This is a genomic window from Pseudomonas sp. 43A, from assembly GCF_013363935.1.
GTDB lineage: Bacteria > Pseudomonadota > Gammaproteobacteria > Pseudomonadales > Pseudomonadaceae > Aquipseudomonas > Aquipseudomonas crudilactis.
On sequence record NZ_CP054880.1, the window covers coordinates 1726034 to 1745146 of the forward strand.

Below are 19113 nucleotides of genomic sequence, written 5' to 3' on the forward strand. Positions count from 1 at the left end.
GCAGGCTCACCGCTGCCCCTGTGGGAGCGAGCTTGCTCGCGAAGAGGTTGGATCAGTCAACATTGATGTTGAATGTCAGTCCGCTTTCGCGAGCAAGCTCGCTCCCACAGGGATCAGTGTGATGGCGCAAGTACTCGGTTTTAGTGCTGCAGGATTTTCTCGAGGAAGTGCTGCGCGCGTTCGGAGCGGGCGCTGATATCGCCGAAGAATTCCTCTTTCGGGCAGTCTTCGATGATCTTGCCGGCGTCCATGAAGATTACGCGGTCGGCCACTTTGCGGGCGAAGCCCATTTCGTGGGTCACGCACATCATGGTCATGCCTTCGTGGGCCAGTTGCACCATCACGTCGAGCACTTCGTTGACCATCTCCGGGTCAAGCGCCGAAGTCGGTTCGTCGAACAGCATGACGATCGGGTCCATCGCCAGCGCCCGGGCAATCGCCACACGCTGTTGCTGGCCACCGGAGAGTTGCCCCGGATGCTTGTGGGCGTGCGCCGACAGACCGACGCGCTCGAGCAGTTGCAGACCTTTCTTGGTCGCCTCTTCCTTGCTGCGGCCCAACACCTTGATCTGCGCGATGGTCAGGTTTTCGGTGATGGTCAGGTGCGGGAACAGTTCGAAGTGCTGGAATACCATGCCGACGCGCGAACGCAGTTTCGGCAGGTTGGTCTTCGAGTCGGCAATCGAGGTGCCGTCGACGACGATGTCGCCTTTCTGGAACGGCTCCAGCGCGTTGACGCATTTGATCAGGGTCGATTTGCCGGAACCCGAGGGGCCGCAGACCACGATCACTTCACCTTTTTTGACCTCGGTGCTGCAATCAGTCAGCACCTGGAAGTCCCCATACCACTTGTTGATGTTCTTGATAGAGATCATACGGCGAACCTTTTTTGCAGACGCTTGACCAGCAGCGAGGCGGAAAAGCTGATGATGAAGTAGACGACACCGGCGAAGATCAGGAACTCGTTGGAACGACCGATGATGTCGCCGCTGGAGCGGGCGGAGTTGAGGAAGTCCACCAGGCCCACGGTGTAAACCAGCGAGGTGTCCTGGAACAGGATGATCGACTGTTGCAGCAGCAACGGCGTCATCTTGCGGAACGCCTGGGGCAGGATGATCAGGCGCATGGTCTGGCCATAGGTCATGCCCATCGCCTGTGCGGCGGCCATCTGACCTTTGGGGATCGACTGCACACCGGCGCGGACGATTTCGCAGAAGTACGCCGCCTCGAACATCATGAACGCCACGACGCAGGAGGTGAACGCACCGATCGGCGTGTCTTCGCCGGTGATCCAGCGCAGCACGAACGGCACCGCCAGATAGAACCAGGTGATCACCAGCAGCAGCGGGATCGAACGGAAGTAGTTCACATAGGCGCCGGCCACCCGCGACAGCAGTTTGCTCGACGACAGGCGCATCAGCGCGAGGATCGTCCCCAGCACGATGCCGCCGACCACACCCATGACCATCAACTGCAAGGTCATGACCATGCCGTTCCACAGTCCCGGGATGGCGGGGATGATGCCGCTGAAATCGAAGTCCATTATTTACCCCCCACGGAGATCAGGCCGGGCACCGCGACTTTCTTCTCGACCATGCGCATCAGCAACATCAGGCTCATGTTCAGGGTGAAGTAGATCAGCGTGGCCAGGGTGAAGGCTTCAAACAGGTTGGCCGAGAACTCAGCGGTCTGTTTGGTCTGCGCCAGCAATTCCATCAAACCGATCAAGGACGCCACGGAGGAGTTCTTGAAGACGTTGAGGAATTCCGAGGTGAGCGGTGGAATGATGATGCGGTAGGCCTGGGGCAGCAGCACGTTCCAGTAGATCTGCGGCAGCTTGAAACCCATGGCGCGAGCGGCGGATTCCTGGCCGCGTGGCAACGCCTGGATGCCGGTGCGCACTTGTTCGCAAACGCGGGCGGCGGTGAACAGGCCCAGGCAGACGACAACGCTCAGGTAAGCCGAGGTGGTCGGGTTGAGGTCCTGTTTGTACCAGTCCTGCAGGTTTTGCGGCAGCAGGTCGGGTACCAGGAAGTACCAGATGAACAGCTGAACCAGCAGCGGCACGTTGCGAAACAGTTCCACGTAGCAGGTGGCGATGCCCGATACGATGCGGTTCGGCACCGTGCGCATGACCCCCAGAATGGAGCCCAGCAGCAAAGCGATGATCCAGGCCACGATGGCGATGGCAATGGTCCAGCCCAAACCGGTGACGTACCAGTCGAGATAAGTCTCGCTGCCGACGCCGGTGGACTTGAAGAACACGCCCCAGTCCCAGTTGTAATTCATTAGGGTCTCCCCTCGAGATCGATCGATGTACAAGCACCCGCTTGGGGAAGATCCTTTCCCGCCTGACGTTGAACGTCAGGCACACGCGATCGGCTCGAAAACCGCCAGGTCGAGTGTTCCACAGTAAAGCCCGCAGGTAGTAACAGACGCCTGAGGGAGGGTCGCCCCCTCAGGCAGTAAGGTTAGTCAGGAATCAGATTTTTACGTCAGGCGCCGGCTTGTCGCTCGGGGTGGCGATCAGATCTTTTACCTTGTCGCTCATCGGGAAGTTCAGGTTCAGGCCTTTTGGTGGAATCGGGCTCTCGAACCACTTGCTGTAGATCTTGTTGATCTCGCCAGACTTGTACAGGGCGACGATGGCGTCATCGACAGCCTTCTTGAAGGCTGGATCGTCTTTGCGAACCATGCACGCGTAGGCTTCGAACGACTGTGGCGTACCGGTGATGATCCAGTCAGTCGGCTTTTTGGCCTTGGCTTCTTCGCCGGCCAGCAGGGCGTCGTCCATCATGAAGGCAACGGCGCGACCGCTTTCCAGCATGTTGAAGGATTCGCCGTGGTCTTTGGCGGAGATGATGTTCATGCCCATCTGCTTGTCGGCGTTCATCGCTTTGATGATGCGCTCGGACGTGGTGCCAGCGGTGGTCACGACGTTTTTGCCTTTCAGGTCGGCAAAGTCAGCGTAGGACGGCTTGCCATCCTTGTCTTTCTTGACCAGCAGACGGGTGCCGATTTCGAAGATGTTGACGGTGAAGTCGACTTGCTGGGCGCGTTCGGCGTTGTTGGTGGTCGAGCCGCACTCGATATCCGCGGTGCCGTTCTGGATCAGCGGGATACGGGTTTGCGAGGTCACCAGGTTGTATTTGACCTGCAGGTCTGGCTTGTTCAGGTCTTTTTTCAGGGCTTCAACGATGGCCACTTGAATGTCGTGGGAGTAGCCCACTGGCTTGCCGGAAGCATCGGCAATGTAGGAAAACGGAATGGAGCTGTCGCGGTGAGCGAGCGTGATGGTGCCCGAATCGTTGATCTTCTTCAGGGTGCCGGTGAGTTCGGCGGCGAAAACTGGCGTGCTGATCAGAGCGGCCGCAATGGCTGCGCCCAGGATATGGGGAACGATGCGCATCAAATTTTCCTCGAATTGTTTTTTTTATGGAGCCAGTTCGTCGGCCCTTTTGTGCTTCGAATGCCTGACGGCTCCTGAAGTGTTGGCACAACAGGCATTCGTCGAGAGAGTGTAGAGCATGAGTCGTGCCAGACCAGTCGCTGATAGCTAACCTGATGATTTATAACGTTATTAAAGTTTTGTGGCGGTATTTTCCTCCCTGATTGATCCGGTTAACCGAATCGACCGTGAAGTCGCATTCGGAAAACCGAACACGATGCTTCAGCGCCACACCGGCAAACAATCAAATACGAACAATAAATGGGACACCGCGCAAAGCACTCCGAAAAACAGCACCAGCGCGATCATCGGCGTGCCGCCCCACACGCGATAGCGCGGGCTGCCAAAGCGTTTGCGCGAAGCGCGTGCCAGCAGCGCCGGGGTGATCACCGCCCACAACGTCGCCGCCAGACCGGCAAAGCCGATGGCATGCAGAAAGCCTTCCGGCCAGAGAAAGCCGCAAAGCATCGGCGGCACGAAGGTCACGACGGCGGTTTGCAAGCGACCGAGGGGGCTGTCATCGAAACCCAGCACATCGGCCAGGTAATCGAACAGGCCAAGGGTCACCCCGAGAAACGAACAGGCTACTGCGAAATTGGAGAAAAACGTCAGCAGCAGATCGACGTTGGCGCTGTTGAGTCGTGAACCCAGCGCGCTGATCAGCACATCGATGTTGCCACCGCGCTGAGCGATGTCCTTGAACGTGTCGCGGGGAATATTGCCCATGCTGCACAGCATCCATACCAGGTACAGAGCCAGCGCAAGCAGGGTGCCACCGAGCAGACAGGCACGGATCCGCTGCGGGTCCTTGCCGTAATGCTTCATCAGGCTCGGCACGTTGCCGTGAAAACCGAACGAGGTCAGGCAGAAGGGTAGGGTCACCAGCAGATAAGGCCAGTAATGGCTGTCCGCGGCATCAAGGTTGAACAGTGTGGGGCCTTGCACATGCCCGAGCAGGCCGCCGAAGGTCAGAAAGAACGCGAGGATTTTTGCCCCGAACACCAGCGTGGTCATGCGGCTCACCGCCGTGGTGCTGAGCCAGACGATGAACGCCACCACCAGGGTGAAATACAAACCGCCGGCTCGCGACGACAGTGCAAATCCGAGTGATTGTGCTGTGTGATGAATCACCGAACCGCTGGCCGAAATGTACGCGTAGGTCAGGATGTAGAGCACGAACACGATGCTCAAGCCATTGATCCGGCTCCAGTGACGGCCGAGCAGATCCCGGGTGATGGTGGAAAAACTCGCGCCTTCACGGTAGTTCAGATTGGCTTCGAGGATCATCAGGCCCGAGTGCAAGGTGCAGAACCAGGCGAACAGCAGCACGGCGACCGAGCCGTAGAACCACAGCCCGGACATGACCACTGGCAGCGAGAACATGCCGGCACCGACGATGGTACCGCCGATGATCATGGCGCCGCCGAGGATCGACGGCGAGCGTTCGACCGCGGGAATGGAGGATATTGAGGTGACGCGCATGGCAAGGCCTGCAATCTGAATTGTTGTAGGTGCATCGACTCAGAGCCCTTGTGAGAGCGAGTCTGCTCGCGATAGCGGTGTGGCAGACAAAGCTGATGTCGACTGACACGACGCCTTCGCGAGCAGGCTCGCTCCCACAGGGATCGTGGTTAACCGATGTTGAGCAGGTGCGTCAGATGCCGCACATTCGCCAGCAAAAAGCTGTCCTGCCCGGGCAACGCATCGAACGACAAGCCCACTGGCAACTCACCCGCCGCAGCCACCGGAACGCTGATGCTCGGCGCCGCCAGGTTGCTCGCCGGGTCGGTATTGCGCACGAAGGTTTCAAAGTTGCTCTCATCCGCGCAAGCGCTGAGCAGTGGCGCGCTGCAAGTCACTGTCGGGTAAGCCAGCAGATCCAGTTGATGGTGGCTGAAGAGGGCGCGGTATTCCTTCTCCAGACGCAGTTTGCTCATCAATGCCTGCACGTAATCCGTGTAGGAAATCGCCGGACTTTCCAGTTGCGCAGTGAGGATTTTCTTGATCGCCGGATCGCGAATTTGCGCGAGGATGTCGAGGAACTGCTCGCCACGTCCTGCTTTCATCAGGAAGCGTGGAAAGTCGATAAAGAACTCATAGATCGGCAGCGGAAACTGGATGCTCTCGTTGATCTCGCCAATCATTGCATCGTCGACCGGCACAATGATCATTCCGCGATCGGCCAGGCCATCGACGGCCGCGCGGCAATCTCGCTGCACATTGTCGGCGAGGTCGGCCCAGAGAAAACGCTCGGGAATGCCAATGCGCAACGGCCTGGTTTCAGGCTGATGCAGGATGCCGGTCAGTTGCGCGTGAACGAACTGACAATCTTCCACGGTGCGGGTCAGCAGGCCCGGGGTGTCTTTGGTTTGTGACACCGGGACGATGCCATCGGCGGGGTACACGCCCGTGGTCGGACGAAACCCGACGATGCCGCAGAACGCCGCCGGTATCCGCACCGAACCACCGGTGTCGGTGCCGACTGCGCAGGGCACCAGCCCGGCGGCGACGGCCGCTGCGCAACCACCGCTGCTGCCGCCGGCACTGTAGCGTTCGTTGGCGGGGTTGATCACGGCGCCATGAGAATGGTTGGCCGAGGTCACGCCGAACGACAATTCGTGCATGTTGTTCTTGCCGACAATCTGCGCGCCCAATTGCCGAAAGCGCTCGACGATGCCGGCATCGAACTGCGGCACATAGTCGGCCAGGCCGGGGGTGCCGGCGGTGGTCGGCATGCCGCTGACGTTGATGTTGTCCTTGAACGACACCGGCAGGCCATACAGCGCGCTCTCGCGTTCGGCGGCATTTGCCTTGAACGCTGACGGGTCGAAAGTGATGAAACTGTTCAGGTGCTGCATCTGCACATGACGCTCGCACAGGGCGTGCTGCCAGGTGTCCGGGCAGTGTTGACCACTGCGAAAGCCGTTGACGAGCTGTTCAATTGAAAGCTGGCTGTACATGGATGATTCTCGGCGTGGAAAGGGACTGGGTCAGCAGTAGCGGTACTGCGAGTGCAGGTCGTCGAGCGGGTTGCCGGCAATCAGGTCGCCGCCCAGACTGCTGATCACCGCGCACGCACCATTCAGCGCGGTTTGAATCGCGCCTTCGGCCCAGCCGCCAGTGAACGAGGCGCCGCAACCGGCCAGGTATAAACCGGTGTCCTGTTTCGGGTCGAGTGCGGTGCGGAACTGATAGAACAGGCGCTCGGAGTAAATATCGTCGCCGGGGAAATTCAGCTTGAAAGCGCCCAACGCATGCTTGTCGGTCAGCCAGTCGTATTCCAGAACGTAGCGCTGGTAGTCGCCGTCCAGCGGCAGCAGATGGCTGGCAAATTCCGGGGCGCTCATTGCCAGTTCGTCGACCAGCCGCAGGCAGCGCTGCACCTTGTCGGTCATCGAAACCATCTTGTGCGAGTCGTCTTCCCAGGTGTAACTGATCAGCACCACGCCCCAGGAATCCGCATCGTGCGGTGCGTAGTCGAGGCAATACACACCCTTGACCAGGGTGTCGGTCTGGATGTTTTGCGCCAGGCCATGTTTGAGCCAGAACTTGTCCTTGGTCAGGATGAACAGCTTGGATGAGCCGACCATGTGCGTTTCATTGATCGCCCGCGCGACGTCGCGATTGACGAAGGCCTGGTTCTGCGTGAGCTTGAGGTTCACTTGCAGGGCGCGGGTCGTGGTGGTGGTGATCACCCGGTCGCAGGCGTAGGTTTCGCCATTGCTGCCAGCGAGCAGAATCTCGCCCTTCGCCCCTTTGTTGATCGATTCGATGCGCGTGCGGCAAATCATGTCGCGCACCTGAATACCGTTGAACTCGGTCTCGGCAATCCGTTCGGCCAGCGAGGAAATACCGTTGGGCACCAGACGCTGATTGACCTCCAGCGCATTCACCACCAGGCGCAGGATCTCGGTGAACGAGGCGCGGTACACCGACTGGAAACCACCCGAGCCAATGCCCAACGAGCCAAACAGGTGGAAGTCTTCGGGCTTGCGCCACGGTTTGCCACCCGGCGGTTTTTTGCCGGTGAAGATGCGCACCATCGCCGAGTAAAACGAGCTGTCACCGAAGCAGTCCAGATAGCGTTGCCACTCGGGCTGCACTTCGCAGTAATTGTGCTGCTTGAGCAATTCGGTGATCAGCAGTGGCGGTGCCAGGCATGTGCCGTCATCAAGGGTCACGCCTTCGCTGAGAAAGGCGATCCAGCCCTGGTGCACGGTGCTGAACAACGCCGGTGGCGGCTGCATGGCTGCCCAGTGATGGGCCTCGCCACGGTAGTGGATTTCGGTGTCGACGACGCCCGGGTCGGGAAATGCTTCGGTGGTCTGGATGCCGAAACGATTGAGGTAGTGAAACAGCCCAACCTCACTCGGCGGAAAGCGCATGGCGCCCATTTCGGCAATGAATTGCGGCTGCTCTTCGTCAAAACATTGGGTCAGCAGGCGCCCGCCGACATGCTCAGGTTCGGCTTCAAACAACGTCACGCGACGCGCACCGGCGCGCAGCAATTCGTAAGCGGCGACCAGCCCGCTGAGGCCGGCGCCAACGATGCCGATGTGTTTCTCGGCGGTTTCCGCCGGCAGGTAACCGATGGCTTCATCGGCACTGCGCAGGAACTGGCCGTAGTCATACAGCAGATCGACGTAGGGAAAAGACAGGCACGCGGACGCCTGACTGCAATCAAGGGAAATAGGCTTCACAGGGGGGAATTCTCGATCGATCAGATAATGAGCTGCAGGCTTTCAAGGGCGCGTGCGGGGTTGAGCAACAGGATCTTCTTGCCGTGGATTTTCCACGTGCCATCGATGTTGATCAGTTGATGTTCGACGGTCACCGGGTAGTGCCATTCGTTGTCGCCGCGCGCTTCGCAATAGAGCATGTTGGAGCTGGCGAAGGCGCTGAACGAGGCTGCGTCGAGGGTGATGCGCGGGCGCTGGGCGATGTGCAGGCCGCGACTTTTGGGCTGCTGGGAAAAGTTGCGTGCGTTGGCCAGCCGGTTGATCCGCAGCGTGGTCAGAAAGCGGTCTTCATACACCAGCGACGATTCGTGCAACGGGCTGACCTGCTCCCGGGTCCTGGGAATCCAGTAGTGGTAGTCATCGCTGAGCAGCTGTTGCCAGGCGTCGAAATCCTGCTGGTCGAGCAAGTGCAGTTCGGTCTCGATCAGTTGCTCGATGGCGTGGTGATTAGATTGGTCGTGTTGCATGGTCGTCCCGCATCAAGTGCTGCCAACTGTTATAGAAATTACGCATGGCCATTTCGCTGGTGCCGGACACCACTTGGGTCTGCGCATAGGATTCGTTCGGGCTGAACAGGCGGGCGACGTTGATCCATTCGTTGGCGTCGCTGCCCAGGCCTTCCATGGCCCGTTCGTACATTTCCACGTCGTCGTGGGCGACCATCGAGCACGGCGAGTTGATCAGGTTGTTGTACTGCACGGTTCTTTCCAGCAACTGCACGGGGGCGCCCTGCAGTTCGAAGATCCACGACTCGACGATGGTTTCGCGGGCGCTGACCGGTTTGATCACACGCAAGGTCTGGATCGGCCCCTTGACCATCAGGTTGGGGAAATACACGGTGTTGTGGCGGGTGTCGTCGAGGATCGCCCGGGCCTGCTCTTCACCGTAGCTTTCGACCATCAAGTCCCAGTAACCGGGGATGTCGGTGTAGGCCTTGTGGATCGAATTGCTGACCCCGGTGTGCCCGTGGCCATTGGGCCAGACCCGAATGCCCATGCCGGCGAAAAACTCGTAGGAGGCCATGAACGGCGAGAACAGTTCGACCGCCATCGGTGGCTTGCCCTGAGCGCCGGTTTCCTGCCACAGGCGTATGGCTTCGCCGGCCGAAGACTCGTGGGCGATCATCGGGTGGCAGGTGTCGGTCTGGTTGTCGACGACCATTTTCCAGTTGCAGCGATGGCGGTGCAGCAGTGGCTGGCCGATCACTTTCAGCTGGCCTTGCGGCGAGCGCATGACCATGTTGTCAAGGGTCGACAGCGACTCACCAAAAAACGCCTCGAAGCCGATGCCTTCTTCCGTCAAACGAACAAAGACGAAGCCGCGATAGTTGTGCACCGCGTTCACCGGGCGCATGCCTTTGTGCGCAGAACAACTGCTGAGGTCGCAGTCGTCGTATTCCTTTTTCACCGGAATGCTCAGCAGTTCGCCGTCAGTCTTGAACGTCCAGGCGTGATACGGGCAACGCATGAAGCGGCCGACATTGCCGCGGGCTTCGGCCAGCACTTTCACGCCTTTGTGCGGGCAGCGGTTGTGCAGGACGACGATGGCGCCATTCTTCTGCCGCACCATCGCCAGCGGCTGTTGGGCGAGGGTGGTGGTGAAGTAGTCACCGGTCTCGGGGATCAGGCTGTCATGACCCAGGTAGCACCAGCTCGCGGCAAATACGCGCTGCTGTTCCTGTTCGAAAAGCGCCTGATCAAGGAACAGAGATTTATGCACTTCTCTGCCATTGAAATAGTTGTCCAACGGGGTGTCCTCTCTCAGATCGCCAGTTTCAGGCGCGGGCTTTTCGCCCGTGAAACGCAGGGGTAGATTCGTGCGCTGCAGGCAGCTTCCTGTTCGCTCATGATGAAATCGCGGTGGTCGACTTCGCCTTCCAGTACGTCCAGCGCACAGACTCCGCATTCACCGCGACGGCAGTCGTAGAGGGGGTCGAGTCCGGCCGCTTCGAGGGCTTCGAGCAGCGATTGCTCAGCGCTGACGGTGACGCTGACGCCAGAGTCGGCTGCCTCGATGACAAAGCCTTGCGCGGCGTCATCGCGGGCAACGTTGAACACTTCCAGATGGATCTGCTCCCGCGCCAGGCCAACGCTTTCGGCGTGGCTGAGTACCGCGCTGAGCATCGCCGCCGGGCCACAGACATACAGACGGTCATCCACGCTCAGGTCGGCAAGCACTTCGCTGATTGTCGGGCGACTGCCGGAGAGGTGCAGTTGCAGGCGTTCTTGCAGCTGTTCTTGCAGGTGCCGGGCGTAGACCGCGTCGTCGGCGCTCTTGGCGAAGTAATGCAGGTGCGCAGGGCGGTTCAACGCGTCGAGGTGGCGCAGGATGCCGGTCAGCGGCGTGATGCCGATGCCACCGGCAATCGCGATATCACGTCCGCTGTCCGCGTCGAGCGGGTAGTTGAAGGTGTTCAGCGGGCCTTCGAGTTCCACGCTGTCATTGACCGCCAAGGTGCGGATGTACTGGCTGCTGACGGAGTCTGGCGAGAGGCGGATAGCGAAGGTGAACCGGCCATCCGCAATCTCGTCCACGTGCACCGTCGAGTAATGCCGACAGTCGTCCAGCCCCGGAATCAGCCATTTGAAGTGCGCACCGGCATGGGTCATGTCCGACAGGGAGGCCGGACCGCTGACGGTGACTTCCTTGATCGATGCCGAGAGCATCCGGCAGTGGGTGACGGTGAATTTCATGCAGGTTTTTCCTGGCTCAACGGTGTTTCGTGCAGGTACAACCACTGGACGTCGTGGTGCTGGACGCGAAGGATCGCCACCGACAGGCGCGAGGTTTCGCTCTGATTCAGGCGATGGGTTTCCTTGTAGCGCAGGGCCACGGTCGAGCCTTCGTGCCAGACCGTGTGCAGGTCGCTGATCAGAATCTCCAGACCTTTGCGGGCACCGACAGCGCCGCTGAACAGTTGCTCGACTTGTGCCCGACCGACCACGGCGGCCGACGTGGTGACCATGCTGAAGTGTTCGGCGAACACCGCCATCAGCGGGGCGATGGCGTCTGCGCCGGCACCGTCGGCATCGGTGAAGACGCGGTGAATCAGTTCGTGCACGTGGTGAATACTGTGTTGCGCTCGTTCAACCAGGTTGTTGTTCATGGCATTCCTTTGGAGGGTTCAATTGACTCATCTGAAACAGCGGGAACAGCCCGACCAGTGCCGCAATCGCGAACGTCGCGTGGTAGGCCTGCGTGGTGTCGAACTGCTTGAGCAGCACATTGAAGATCATCAGAAACAACGCGGCACCGAGGCTGAACGACATCTGCCGATTGATGTTCCAGATCACGCTGGCCTTGTGCGTATCGCCACCGGCGAAATCCATCAGCGAGGTGGTTTGCGCGGTGTTGGCGCCGATGCCTCCGCCGATGCCCATCAAGCTGTAGGCGATGACGATCACCCACAGGTCAGTCGGCGCGTTGACCAGCATCAGCGTGGCGATGCCGGCGCTGTGCAGCAGCATGCCGAGGGTGAACAGGCGTTTGGCGCCGACGCGGTTGTAGACCCGGCCGCATATCGTCATCGCAATGAACGCGCCGATGGCGTAGAGGATCATGAACATCCCGGTCAGCCGGGCGCTGAAGTGCAGGGTGTTCTGCAGGAAGAAAATGCTCATCAGGTTGACCCCGGTGAACACGCCGGGAATCGCGTAATAGATGAGGATCGAGGTGCTGAGCTTTTTGCTTTTGAGCAGGCTCAATTCGATGATCGCGTTGCTGCAGCGGCGGTAGTGCCGCAGGTACAGCACGATGAACAGCAAGCCCGCCGCGACACAGCTCAACGCGGCCAGCGCCGGGTAGTCGCCGCCGTACAGCGACATGCCCATCAGCAGGCTGGCGAGTGCGGCACTGACCAGCAACAAGCCTTTGATGTCCGGACGTGGCAGGTCCGCTGGTTTGCTTTCCTTGATCCACAACCACGACAGCCCGGCGGCGATCAGCGAGAACGGAATGTTGCTGTAGAACACCCAGCGCCAGGAACTGCTGTCGACGATGATGCCGCCGACCGTCGGCGAAATGGCCGGGGCAATCAGCGCGACCGCCATCACCAGTGTGGAGATCTTGGCCCGTTGCTCGCCCTGAAACAGATTGAAGGTCAGCGCCTGACCGACCGGAATCAGCAGTCCGCCACCGACGCCTTGAACGAACCGCCAGATCACCAGTTCGTGGAAACTGTCGGCCATGCCGCACATCCACACCGAGCCGGTGAACACCAGCATCGAAGCGGTGAGAATCTCGCGACTGCCAAAACGCCCGGCCAGCCAGGTGCTGACCGGAATAATCAGGGTCAGGCCAAGAATATAAGCATTGGCGACCCACGCCACCGATGAAGTACTGACCTGCAAAGTTGCCGATATACTCGGCAAAGCCACAGCCGACATAAATATATTTATACAGTCAATAAAAAAGCCGATCAGAAAGATCAGCGCGATCTTATAGCGATAGTTCATGTTGTATCCCCTTTGCCGCGCAGCATAGGGGCGATGGACTTGAAGTGTCGATACGACTATGCTTAAAACAATGTTTGACAGGATTTAACAGTGAGCCACAGCGCCATGCATTCTCATCTTAATCGGGTTCAGACGTTCCTTGCGGTGGTGGATTTTGGTTCTTACACCAAGGCTGCGAATTATCTGAGTATCAGCAAAGCCATGGCCAGCCTGCATGTCAAGGCACTGGAAGAAGTTTTGTCGGCGACGCTGTTGATCCGCAATACCCGTAATATATCGCTGACCGAAATAGGTCAGGAGTTTTATGAAGAGTTCAAGGGTATTGTCGCGGACATCGACAATGCCTTTGATAATGTCCTCAAGGGTAATAATCGGGTATCCGGAAAGTTACGAATTAGTTCAACCAGTGAATACGGTGAAAAGTATATTCTGCCGTTGATTCCACTGTTCTCCGAGCGTTATCCGGAAATTCGCCTGTGCTACAACTTCAACTCTTCATTGAATGATCTGGTGGCGGAGAAGCTTGATTTGGTGATTCGTCTGGGCAACTTGGCGGATTCGGCATTCAAGAGCCGCAAGTTGGCCGATTATGAAATCGTGCTGGTCGCCAGCAAGGCCTTTCTCGCCCGGCATCCGGTGCGGGAACCGCAGGATCTGAACAGCGTGCCGTGGATCGCCAACAGCAATTTGCAGGCGCCGACCCAGTGGACATTGCGCCTTGGGCAAGGGCAGGGCGTTGAGGTCGGCGGCACCAGCCACTTCGAATCGAACTCGTCGACGGCCATTCGCTCGATGACGTTGTCGTCGCTGGGCGTGTCGGTTCTGCCTGCATGGGTGGTGGCCGATGACATTGCCGCCGGGCGTCTGGTGCGCTTGCTGCCGGAGTATTCGCTGCCTTCGCAGTCGATCAATGTGGTATTTCCCAACACCCCGCATCTACCGCACAAGTCGCGGGCGTTCATTGATTTTCTGTTGTTGCACCTGGCGCAGTGATGCCGGCCCAAAAGCCCCTCACCCTAGCCCTCTCCCGGAGGGAGAGGGGAATTGATCGCGTGGTCCTTGCGAGTGACGCCGACCTGAAATATCGAGTCGAGCTCAGAGTTTGAACAGCCCCGGATCAGCTCTCCCTTTCCCTGCGCGGTATTTGAACGCCCCCCGATCTGCTCCCTCGCCCCCCTTGGGGGGAGAGGCCTGGGGTGAGGGGGCTGGATTTCATTGGCACAACAAAAAGCCCCTGAATCTCACAATTCAGGGGCTTTCGTTTAAGCGTTGATCCGAAGATCAGGCCGCTTCGATCTTGCGGTTCTGTTCAACCTTACCCAGATAAGCCGCCAGTTTTTCCTGCTCGACCGGGGTGGTGAACAAGCCCAGTTTGCTGCGGCGCCACAGAATGTCGTGCGCCGTGGTCGCCCACTCTTCGCTGCACAGGTAATCAACCTCACGGGTGTAAAGCCCGCCGCCCAGGTGTTCGCCCATGTCGGCCAGGGTTTCCACGCCTTCAAGCATGCGCCAGGTGCGGCTGCCGTAGGTGGTGGCCCAGCGGCGCGCGATTTCCGTCGGCACGAAATCGAACTTGTCGCGAATCTGCGCGCACAAGGCTTGTGGGGTGGTCATGTCTTCGCCACCGGGCAGCGTGGCCGTAGCTGTCCAGCTCGGGCGCATCTGCGTGAAGAACGGCATCAGTTGCGCCATCGCCGATTCAGCCAGTTTGCGGTAGGTAGTCAGCTTGCCGCCGAACACTGACAGCAATGGCGCTTCTTCGCCGCCAGCCGACAACGCCAGGGTGTAATCGCGGGTCACCGCCGAAGGATTGTCGGATTCGTCGTTGCACAGCGGACGCACACCGGAATAGCTGTGCTGGATGTCGTCGCGACTGATCTGCTTTTTGAAGTGAGCATTGACCACTTTCAACAGGTAATCGGTTTCGCCTTCAGTGATGGCGACTTTCGCCGGATCGCCGGTGTACTCGCGGTCGGTGGTGCCGATCAGGGTGAAGTGATTCAGGTACGGAATGGTGAAAACGATGCGCTGATCTTCGTTTTGCAGAATGTGCGCATGATCACCTTCGTACAGCTTCGGCACGATGATGTGGCTACCCTGAATCAAACGGATGCCGTATGGCGATTCCATCTTCAGGTCGTCACGGATGAACTTGGCCACCCATGGGCCGGCGGCGTTCACCAGTGCTTTGGCGGTGATCGAAAACAGGCTGCCGTCGGCGCGCTCCAGATTCAGGTGCCACAAGCCTTTGGCACGACGGGCGCTGACGCAACGGGTCTGGGTGTGCACGTGGGCGCCTTTTTCGCGGGCGGCCATGGCGTTGAGCACCACGAGGCGGGCGTCGTCGACCCAGCAGTCGGAGTATTCGAAGCCATTCTTTATTTCGCTTTTCAGCGCGCTGTCGGCGCCGAACTTCAGACTTTTCGAGCCTGGCAGTTTTTCGCGTTTGCCGAGGTTGTCATAGAGGAACAGGCCTGCGCGGATCATCCACGCCGGACGCAGGTGCGGACGGTGCGGCAGCACGAAGCGCATCGGTTTGACGATGTGCGGCGCCTTGGCCAGCAGTACTTCGCGTTCTGCCAGCGCTTCACGCACCAGACGGAACTCGTAATGCTCGAGGTAGCGCAGGCCGCCGTGGATCAGTTTGCTGCTGGCCGACGAGGTGTGGCTGGCCAGATCGTCTTTTTCACAAAGGAACACCGAAAGCCCGCGACCGGCGGCATCCGCTGCGATCCCCACGCCATTGATCCCGCCGCCAATAACGGCGAGGTCGTAGATCTCGGAGAGAGGGGGCGTACGCAAGGTAGAGGTGGACATCGGCTGGCCTCGGGTTCTTTTGATTTTCTATATTGGAAATCGAACATGAATGTTCATTTGCGAAAATGGTAGCCCATAAAGACGCGCACAGCCAGTCACGTTCGATTGAAAAAACTCATCGAAGGGCAGAGAAAGGAAAATTTTCGAACATTACAAGCAAAAGATCGCAGCCTTCGGCAGCTCCTACAGGTCAGATGAACCCATGTAGGAGCTGCTGAAGGTTGCGATCTTTTGATGTTTGGGGGGTTAAACGACTTCCAGGCGAATCTTGTGCTGACTCAACAACTGCGCCAGCGCCGGCACCGGCTGCTGATCGGTCACCAGGCAATCAATCAGACTGATCGGCCCCAACCGAATCATGGCGTTACGCCCGAACTTGCTCGAGTCCGCCGCCAGAATCACTTGCCGCGCATTGGCAATGATCGCCTGCGAAACCCGCACTTCCTGATAATCAAAATCCAGCAAACTGCCGTCTTCATCGATGCCGCTGATCCCGACGAGGGCGAAATCAACCTTGAACTGATTGATGAAATCCACACTGGCCTGACCGACCACACCGCCATCACGACGCACGTTGCCACCGGTTAGCAGCACATCGAAATCATCCTTGGCACTGAGCATCGACGCTACGTGCAGGTTGTTGGTGATGATCTTCAGATGATTGTGATTGAGCAGGGCGCGGGCAATCGATTCGGTCGTGGTACCGATATTGATAAACAGCGAGGCGTGATCGGGAATCTGTGCGGCGATGGCTTCACCGATGCGTTGTTTTTCATCGCGCATCTGATCGGCGCGCATCGCATAGGCAGTGTTTTCGACGCTGGAATCGTAGGCAGCACCGCCATGGTAGCGACGCAGCAGATTGGCTTCCGCGAGCTGATTGATATCGCGGCGGATGGTTTGCGGGGTAACAACGAACAGCGTGGCCATTTCCTCGATGCTCACATAGCCGCGTTCGCGGACCAGTTCGAGGATTTGCTGCTGACGGGGAGGCAGATTCATGGGGCTTCCTTTGGGCTGCCGTGCAAAATTTGCCCATGATGCCGCAGGAATCCGCTCCCGACCAGTTAGATGCCTATCTGGATCTGAAGGTTGGCTTATTCAGCGTCTTCACGCGCCCAGTCACGAGTGCGGCTGACGGCTTTTTTCCAGCCTTTGTACAGCTTCTCTTTCTCCACTTCGTCCAGGCTCGGTTCGAACTCGCGCTCGATCACCGCTTTACCGCGCAGTTCGTCCAGGCTGCCCCAGAAACCGCACGCCAGACCGGCCAGATACGCCGCGCCGAGTGCGGTGGTTTCGCGCATTTGCGGACGCTCGACCTGCGTGCCAAGGATGTCGGCCTGGAACTGCATGAGGAAGTTGTTCGCCACCGCACCGCCGTCCACGCGCAGAGCCTTGAGGCGTTCGCCGGAGTCCTGCTGCATGGCGTCGAGTACGTCGCGGGTCTGGTAGGCGATCGATTCCAGCGCGGCGCGGATGATGTGATCCACGCGCACGCCGCGCGTCAGGCCGAACAGCGCGCCACGGGCATACGGGTCCCAGTACGGAGCACCGAGACCGGTGAATGCCGGCACCAGGTATACGCCGTTGCTGTCCTTCACTTTATTGGCGAAGTACTCGGTGTCGTGGGCGTCGTTGATGATCTTCAGTTCATCACGCAGCCATTGCACGGTGGAACCGCCGTTGAACACCGCGCCTTCCAGTGCATAAGCGACTTCGCCGCGCGGGCCGCAAGCGATGGTGGTGAGCATGCCGTGCTGGGATTTCACCGCTTTGTCGCCGGTGTTCATCAGCAGGAAGCAGCCAGTGCCGTAAGTGTTTTTCGCCTGGCCCGGCTCGACGCACATCTGCCCGAACAACGCCGCTTGCTGGTCGCCGGCAATACCGCCGATGGCGATGCCGCTCTTGGTGCGACCGTAGATTTCCGAAGAAGCTTTGACTTCCGGGAGCATCTCGCGCGGGATGTCGAGGATCTCGAGCATCTTCGAATCCCACTCCAGCGAGTGGATGTTGAAGAGCATGGTGCGCGAGGCGTTGGTGTAGTCGGTGACGTGTACTTTGCCGCCGGTGAATTTCCAGATCAGCCAGCTATCGACGGTGCCGAACAGCAGTTCGCCGTTTCGCGCACGCTCGCGGCTGCCTTCGACGTTGTCGAGGATCCACTTGAGTTTGGTGCCGGAGAAGTACGGGTCGGTAACCAGACCGGTGTTGTCGCGGATGTAGTCTTCGTGGCCATCACGCTTGAGCTGCTGGCAGATCTCGGTGCTGCGGCGGCACTGCCAGACGATGGCGTTGTACACCGGACGGCCGGTGGTCTTGTCCCAGACCACGGTGGTTTCGCGCTGGTTGGTGATGCCGATGGCGGCAACCTGGTCGTGATGCAGACCGGCCTGGGCCAGGGCTTCAACCATCACCGCGCTCTGGGTGGCGAAGATTTCCATCGGATCGTGTTCGACCCAACCGGCCTGTGGGTAATGCTGGGCGAATTCGCGCTGCGCGGTGCAGACCACGTTCGCATCGCGGTCGAAAATGATCGCGCGGGAGCTGGTCGTACCCTGATCAAGGGCAATGATGTAGTTCTTATTCTGAATGTCGGTCATGTCGATTGCCTTGGACGAAATAAGGGAGAGTGGGCCGTGGCGCAGGCTCTAAAGGGCAGGAACCCGCGCCGACTGTTTCAAGAAGTTCTTGGTTTGCCGTCAATGGCCGGTTCTGCATCCTTTGTAGCAGGTGTGGCGCCGGTCAGGTGACGGGCAATGAGCCCGCGATACCCGGCAGCGCCGAGGCAGGCACCGACAATCGGTGCAAAAATCGGAATCAGGAAGTACGGAATATCGCGGCCGCCAGTGAAGGAAATTTCACCCCAGCCGGCGAAGAAAGTCATCAGTTTCGGACCGAAGTCACGCGCCGGGTTCATCGCAAAACCGGTCAACGGCCCCATCGAGCTGCCAATCACCGCGATCAGCAAACCGATCAACAGTGGTGCCAGCGGGCCTTTCGGCAGGCCGTTATTGTCGTCGGTCAGCGACATGATCACGCCCATCAGGATCGCGGTAATGATCATCTCGACCAGGAACGCCTGCGCGGTCGACAGTACCGGGTTCGGGAAGGTCGAGAACACCGAGGCCAACTCAAGGCTGGCGGCTGAGCCACGAACCATTTGATGAGTTTGTTCGTAATCGAAGAAAAGATTGCTGTACAGCGTGTAAACCAGCAGCGCTCCGCAGAAGGCGCCGGCGATCTGGGCAAGAATATAGAACGGCAGTTTGCGCTTTTCGAAGTCGGCGAAGATCGCCAACGCGATGCTCACGGCCGGGTTCAGGTGCGCGCCGGAAACCCCGGCAGTGAGGTAGATCGCCATGCTCACGCCGACGCCCCAGATGATGCTGATTTCCCACAGGCCGAAGCTGGCGCCCGCGACTTTGAGCGCGGCGACACAACCGGTGCCGAAAAAAATCAGGAGGGCAGTACCCAGAAACTCGGCCATGCATTGGCTTGAGAGCGTTGGTTGCTGTAAAGCAGTTGTCATTGAAAACCTCGGTTTTTGTTGTTGTCTGGCGCGCTGCCGTCAGGGCAGGGCGCGATTTTCCCCGATTAGGAATCCCCATTCCGGTCTCGGTTTACTGCTGGGTGCTGCGATGATGATAATTCTTAC

At 59.1% G+C, this 19113-nt stretch carries 17 protein-coding genes; 1 reads left to right on the forward strand and 16 read right to left on the reverse strand.

Annotated features, from left to right (window positions below; translation table 11 throughout):
* Positions 1–140: 140 nt before the first annotated feature.
* From HUW52_RS07620 to HUW52_RS07675, 12 genes are all read right to left on the reverse strand, one after another.
* A complete protein-coding gene (locus tag HUW52_RS07620) occupies positions 141–875 on the reverse strand; it encodes an amino acid ABC transporter ATP-binding protein (protein WP_007963947.1) in 735 nt (244 codons plus the stop codon).
* Entirely contained in the window at positions 872–1543 is a 672-nt protein-coding gene (locus HUW52_RS07625) for an amino acid ABC transporter permease (RefSeq protein ID WP_003227756.1), read from the reverse strand. Before HUW52_RS07625 ends, HUW52_RS07620 begins: the two co-directional genes overlap by 4 nt.
* The gene (locus tag HUW52_RS07630; protein WP_016986630.1) at positions 1543–2289 is read right to left on the reverse strand and encodes an amino acid ABC transporter permease; all 747 of its coding nucleotides are present in this window, start codon (positions 2287–2289) and stop codon (positions 1543–1545) included. Before HUW52_RS07630 ends, HUW52_RS07625 begins: the two co-directional genes overlap by 1 nt.
* A 193-nt stretch (positions 2290–2482) precedes the next feature.
* On the reverse strand, positions 2483–3409 hold the full coding sequence (locus HUW52_RS07635) for a glutamate/aspartate ABC transporter substrate-binding protein (RefSeq protein WP_016986631.1): 927 nt from the start codon (positions 3407–3409) through the stop codon (positions 2483–2485).
* A gap of 261 nt (positions 3410–3670) precedes the next feature.
* Positions 3671–4930, reverse strand: a complete 1260-nt coding sequence (gene mtr / locus HUW52_RS07640) for a tryptophan permease (RefSeq protein ID WP_175553313.1) — start codon at positions 4928–4930, stop codon at positions 3671–3673.
* Positions 4931–5079: 149 nt separating this feature from the next.
* The gene (locus tag HUW52_RS07645; protein ID WP_175553314.1) at positions 5080–6408 is read right to left on the reverse strand and encodes an amidase family protein; all 1329 of its coding nucleotides are present in this window, start codon (positions 6406–6408) and stop codon (positions 5080–5082) included.
* Positions 6409–6438: 30 nt separating this feature from the next.
* Positions 6439–8148 (reverse strand): NAD(P)/FAD-dependent oxidoreductase, encoded by a 1710-nt coding sequence (locus HUW52_RS07650; protein WP_175553315.1) that lies wholly within the window; start codon positions 8146–8148, stop codon positions 6439–6441.
* A gap of 20 nt (positions 8149–8168) precedes the next feature.
* Positions 8169–8654, reverse strand: coding sequence for an aromatic-ring-hydroxylating dioxygenase subunit beta (locus HUW52_RS07655; protein WP_175553316.1), 486 nt, complete (start codon positions 8652–8654; stop codon positions 8169–8171).
* Positions 8635–9933 carry a Rieske 2Fe-2S domain-containing protein gene (locus HUW52_RS07660; RefSeq protein WP_175553317.1) on the reverse strand — a complete coding sequence of 433 codons (1299 nt, stop codon included), beginning with the start codon at positions 9931–9933 and terminating at the stop codon, positions 8635–8637. The genes HUW52_RS07655 and HUW52_RS07660 overlap by 20 nt, the downstream gene beginning before the upstream one ends.
* 14 nt (positions 9934–9947) lie before the next feature.
* A complete protein-coding gene (locus tag HUW52_RS07665) occupies positions 9948–10880 on the reverse strand; it encodes a flavin reductase family protein (RefSeq protein ID WP_175553318.1) in 933 nt (310 codons plus the stop codon).
* Positions 10877–11293, reverse strand: a complete 417-nt coding sequence (locus tag HUW52_RS07670) for a hypothetical protein (RefSeq protein WP_016986638.1) — start codon at positions 11291–11293, stop codon at positions 10877–10879. The genes HUW52_RS07665 and HUW52_RS07670 overlap by 4 nt, the downstream gene beginning before the upstream one ends.
* Complete coding sequence (locus HUW52_RS07675; protein WP_175553319.1) at positions 11274–12641, reverse strand: MFS transporter; 1368 nt, start codon at positions 12639–12641, stop codon at positions 11274–11276. Before HUW52_RS07675 ends, HUW52_RS07670 begins: the two co-directional genes overlap by 20 nt.
* A gap of 105 nt (positions 12642–12746) precedes the next feature.
* On the opposite strand from HUW52_RS07675, the gene HUW52_RS07680 reads away from it, so the two are divergent.
* Positions 12747–13634, forward strand: a complete 888-nt coding sequence (locus HUW52_RS07680; RefSeq protein ID WP_026000712.1) for a LysR family transcriptional regulator — start codon at positions 12747–12749, stop codon at positions 13632–13634.
* Positions 13635–13922: 288 nt separating this feature from the next.
* Here the strand turns inward: HUW52_RS07680 and glpD are convergent, their stop codons facing one another.
* The 4 genes from glpD to HUW52_RS07700 form a co-directional block, all read right to left on the reverse strand.
* A complete protein-coding gene (gene glpD / locus HUW52_RS07685) occupies positions 13923–15458 on the reverse strand; it encodes a glycerol-3-phosphate dehydrogenase (RefSeq protein ID WP_175553320.1) in 1536 nt (511 codons plus the stop codon).
* A gap of 246 nt (positions 15459–15704) precedes the next feature.
* Positions 15705–16460, reverse strand: a complete 756-nt coding sequence (locus HUW52_RS07690) for a DeoR/GlpR family transcriptional regulator (protein ID WP_007916700.1) — start codon at positions 16458–16460, stop codon at positions 15705–15707.
* 95 nt (positions 16461–16555) lie between these two features.
* Entirely contained in the window at positions 16556–18058 is a 1503-nt protein-coding gene (gene glpK, locus HUW52_RS07695; RefSeq protein WP_016986644.1) for a glycerol kinase GlpK, read from the reverse strand.
* Positions 18059–18135: 77 nt separating this feature from the next.
* Positions 18136–18987, reverse strand: a complete 852-nt coding sequence (locus HUW52_RS07700) for an MIP/aquaporin family protein (RefSeq protein ID WP_016986645.1) — start codon at positions 18985–18987, stop codon at positions 18136–18138.
* Positions 18988–19113 lie beyond the last annotated feature (126 nt).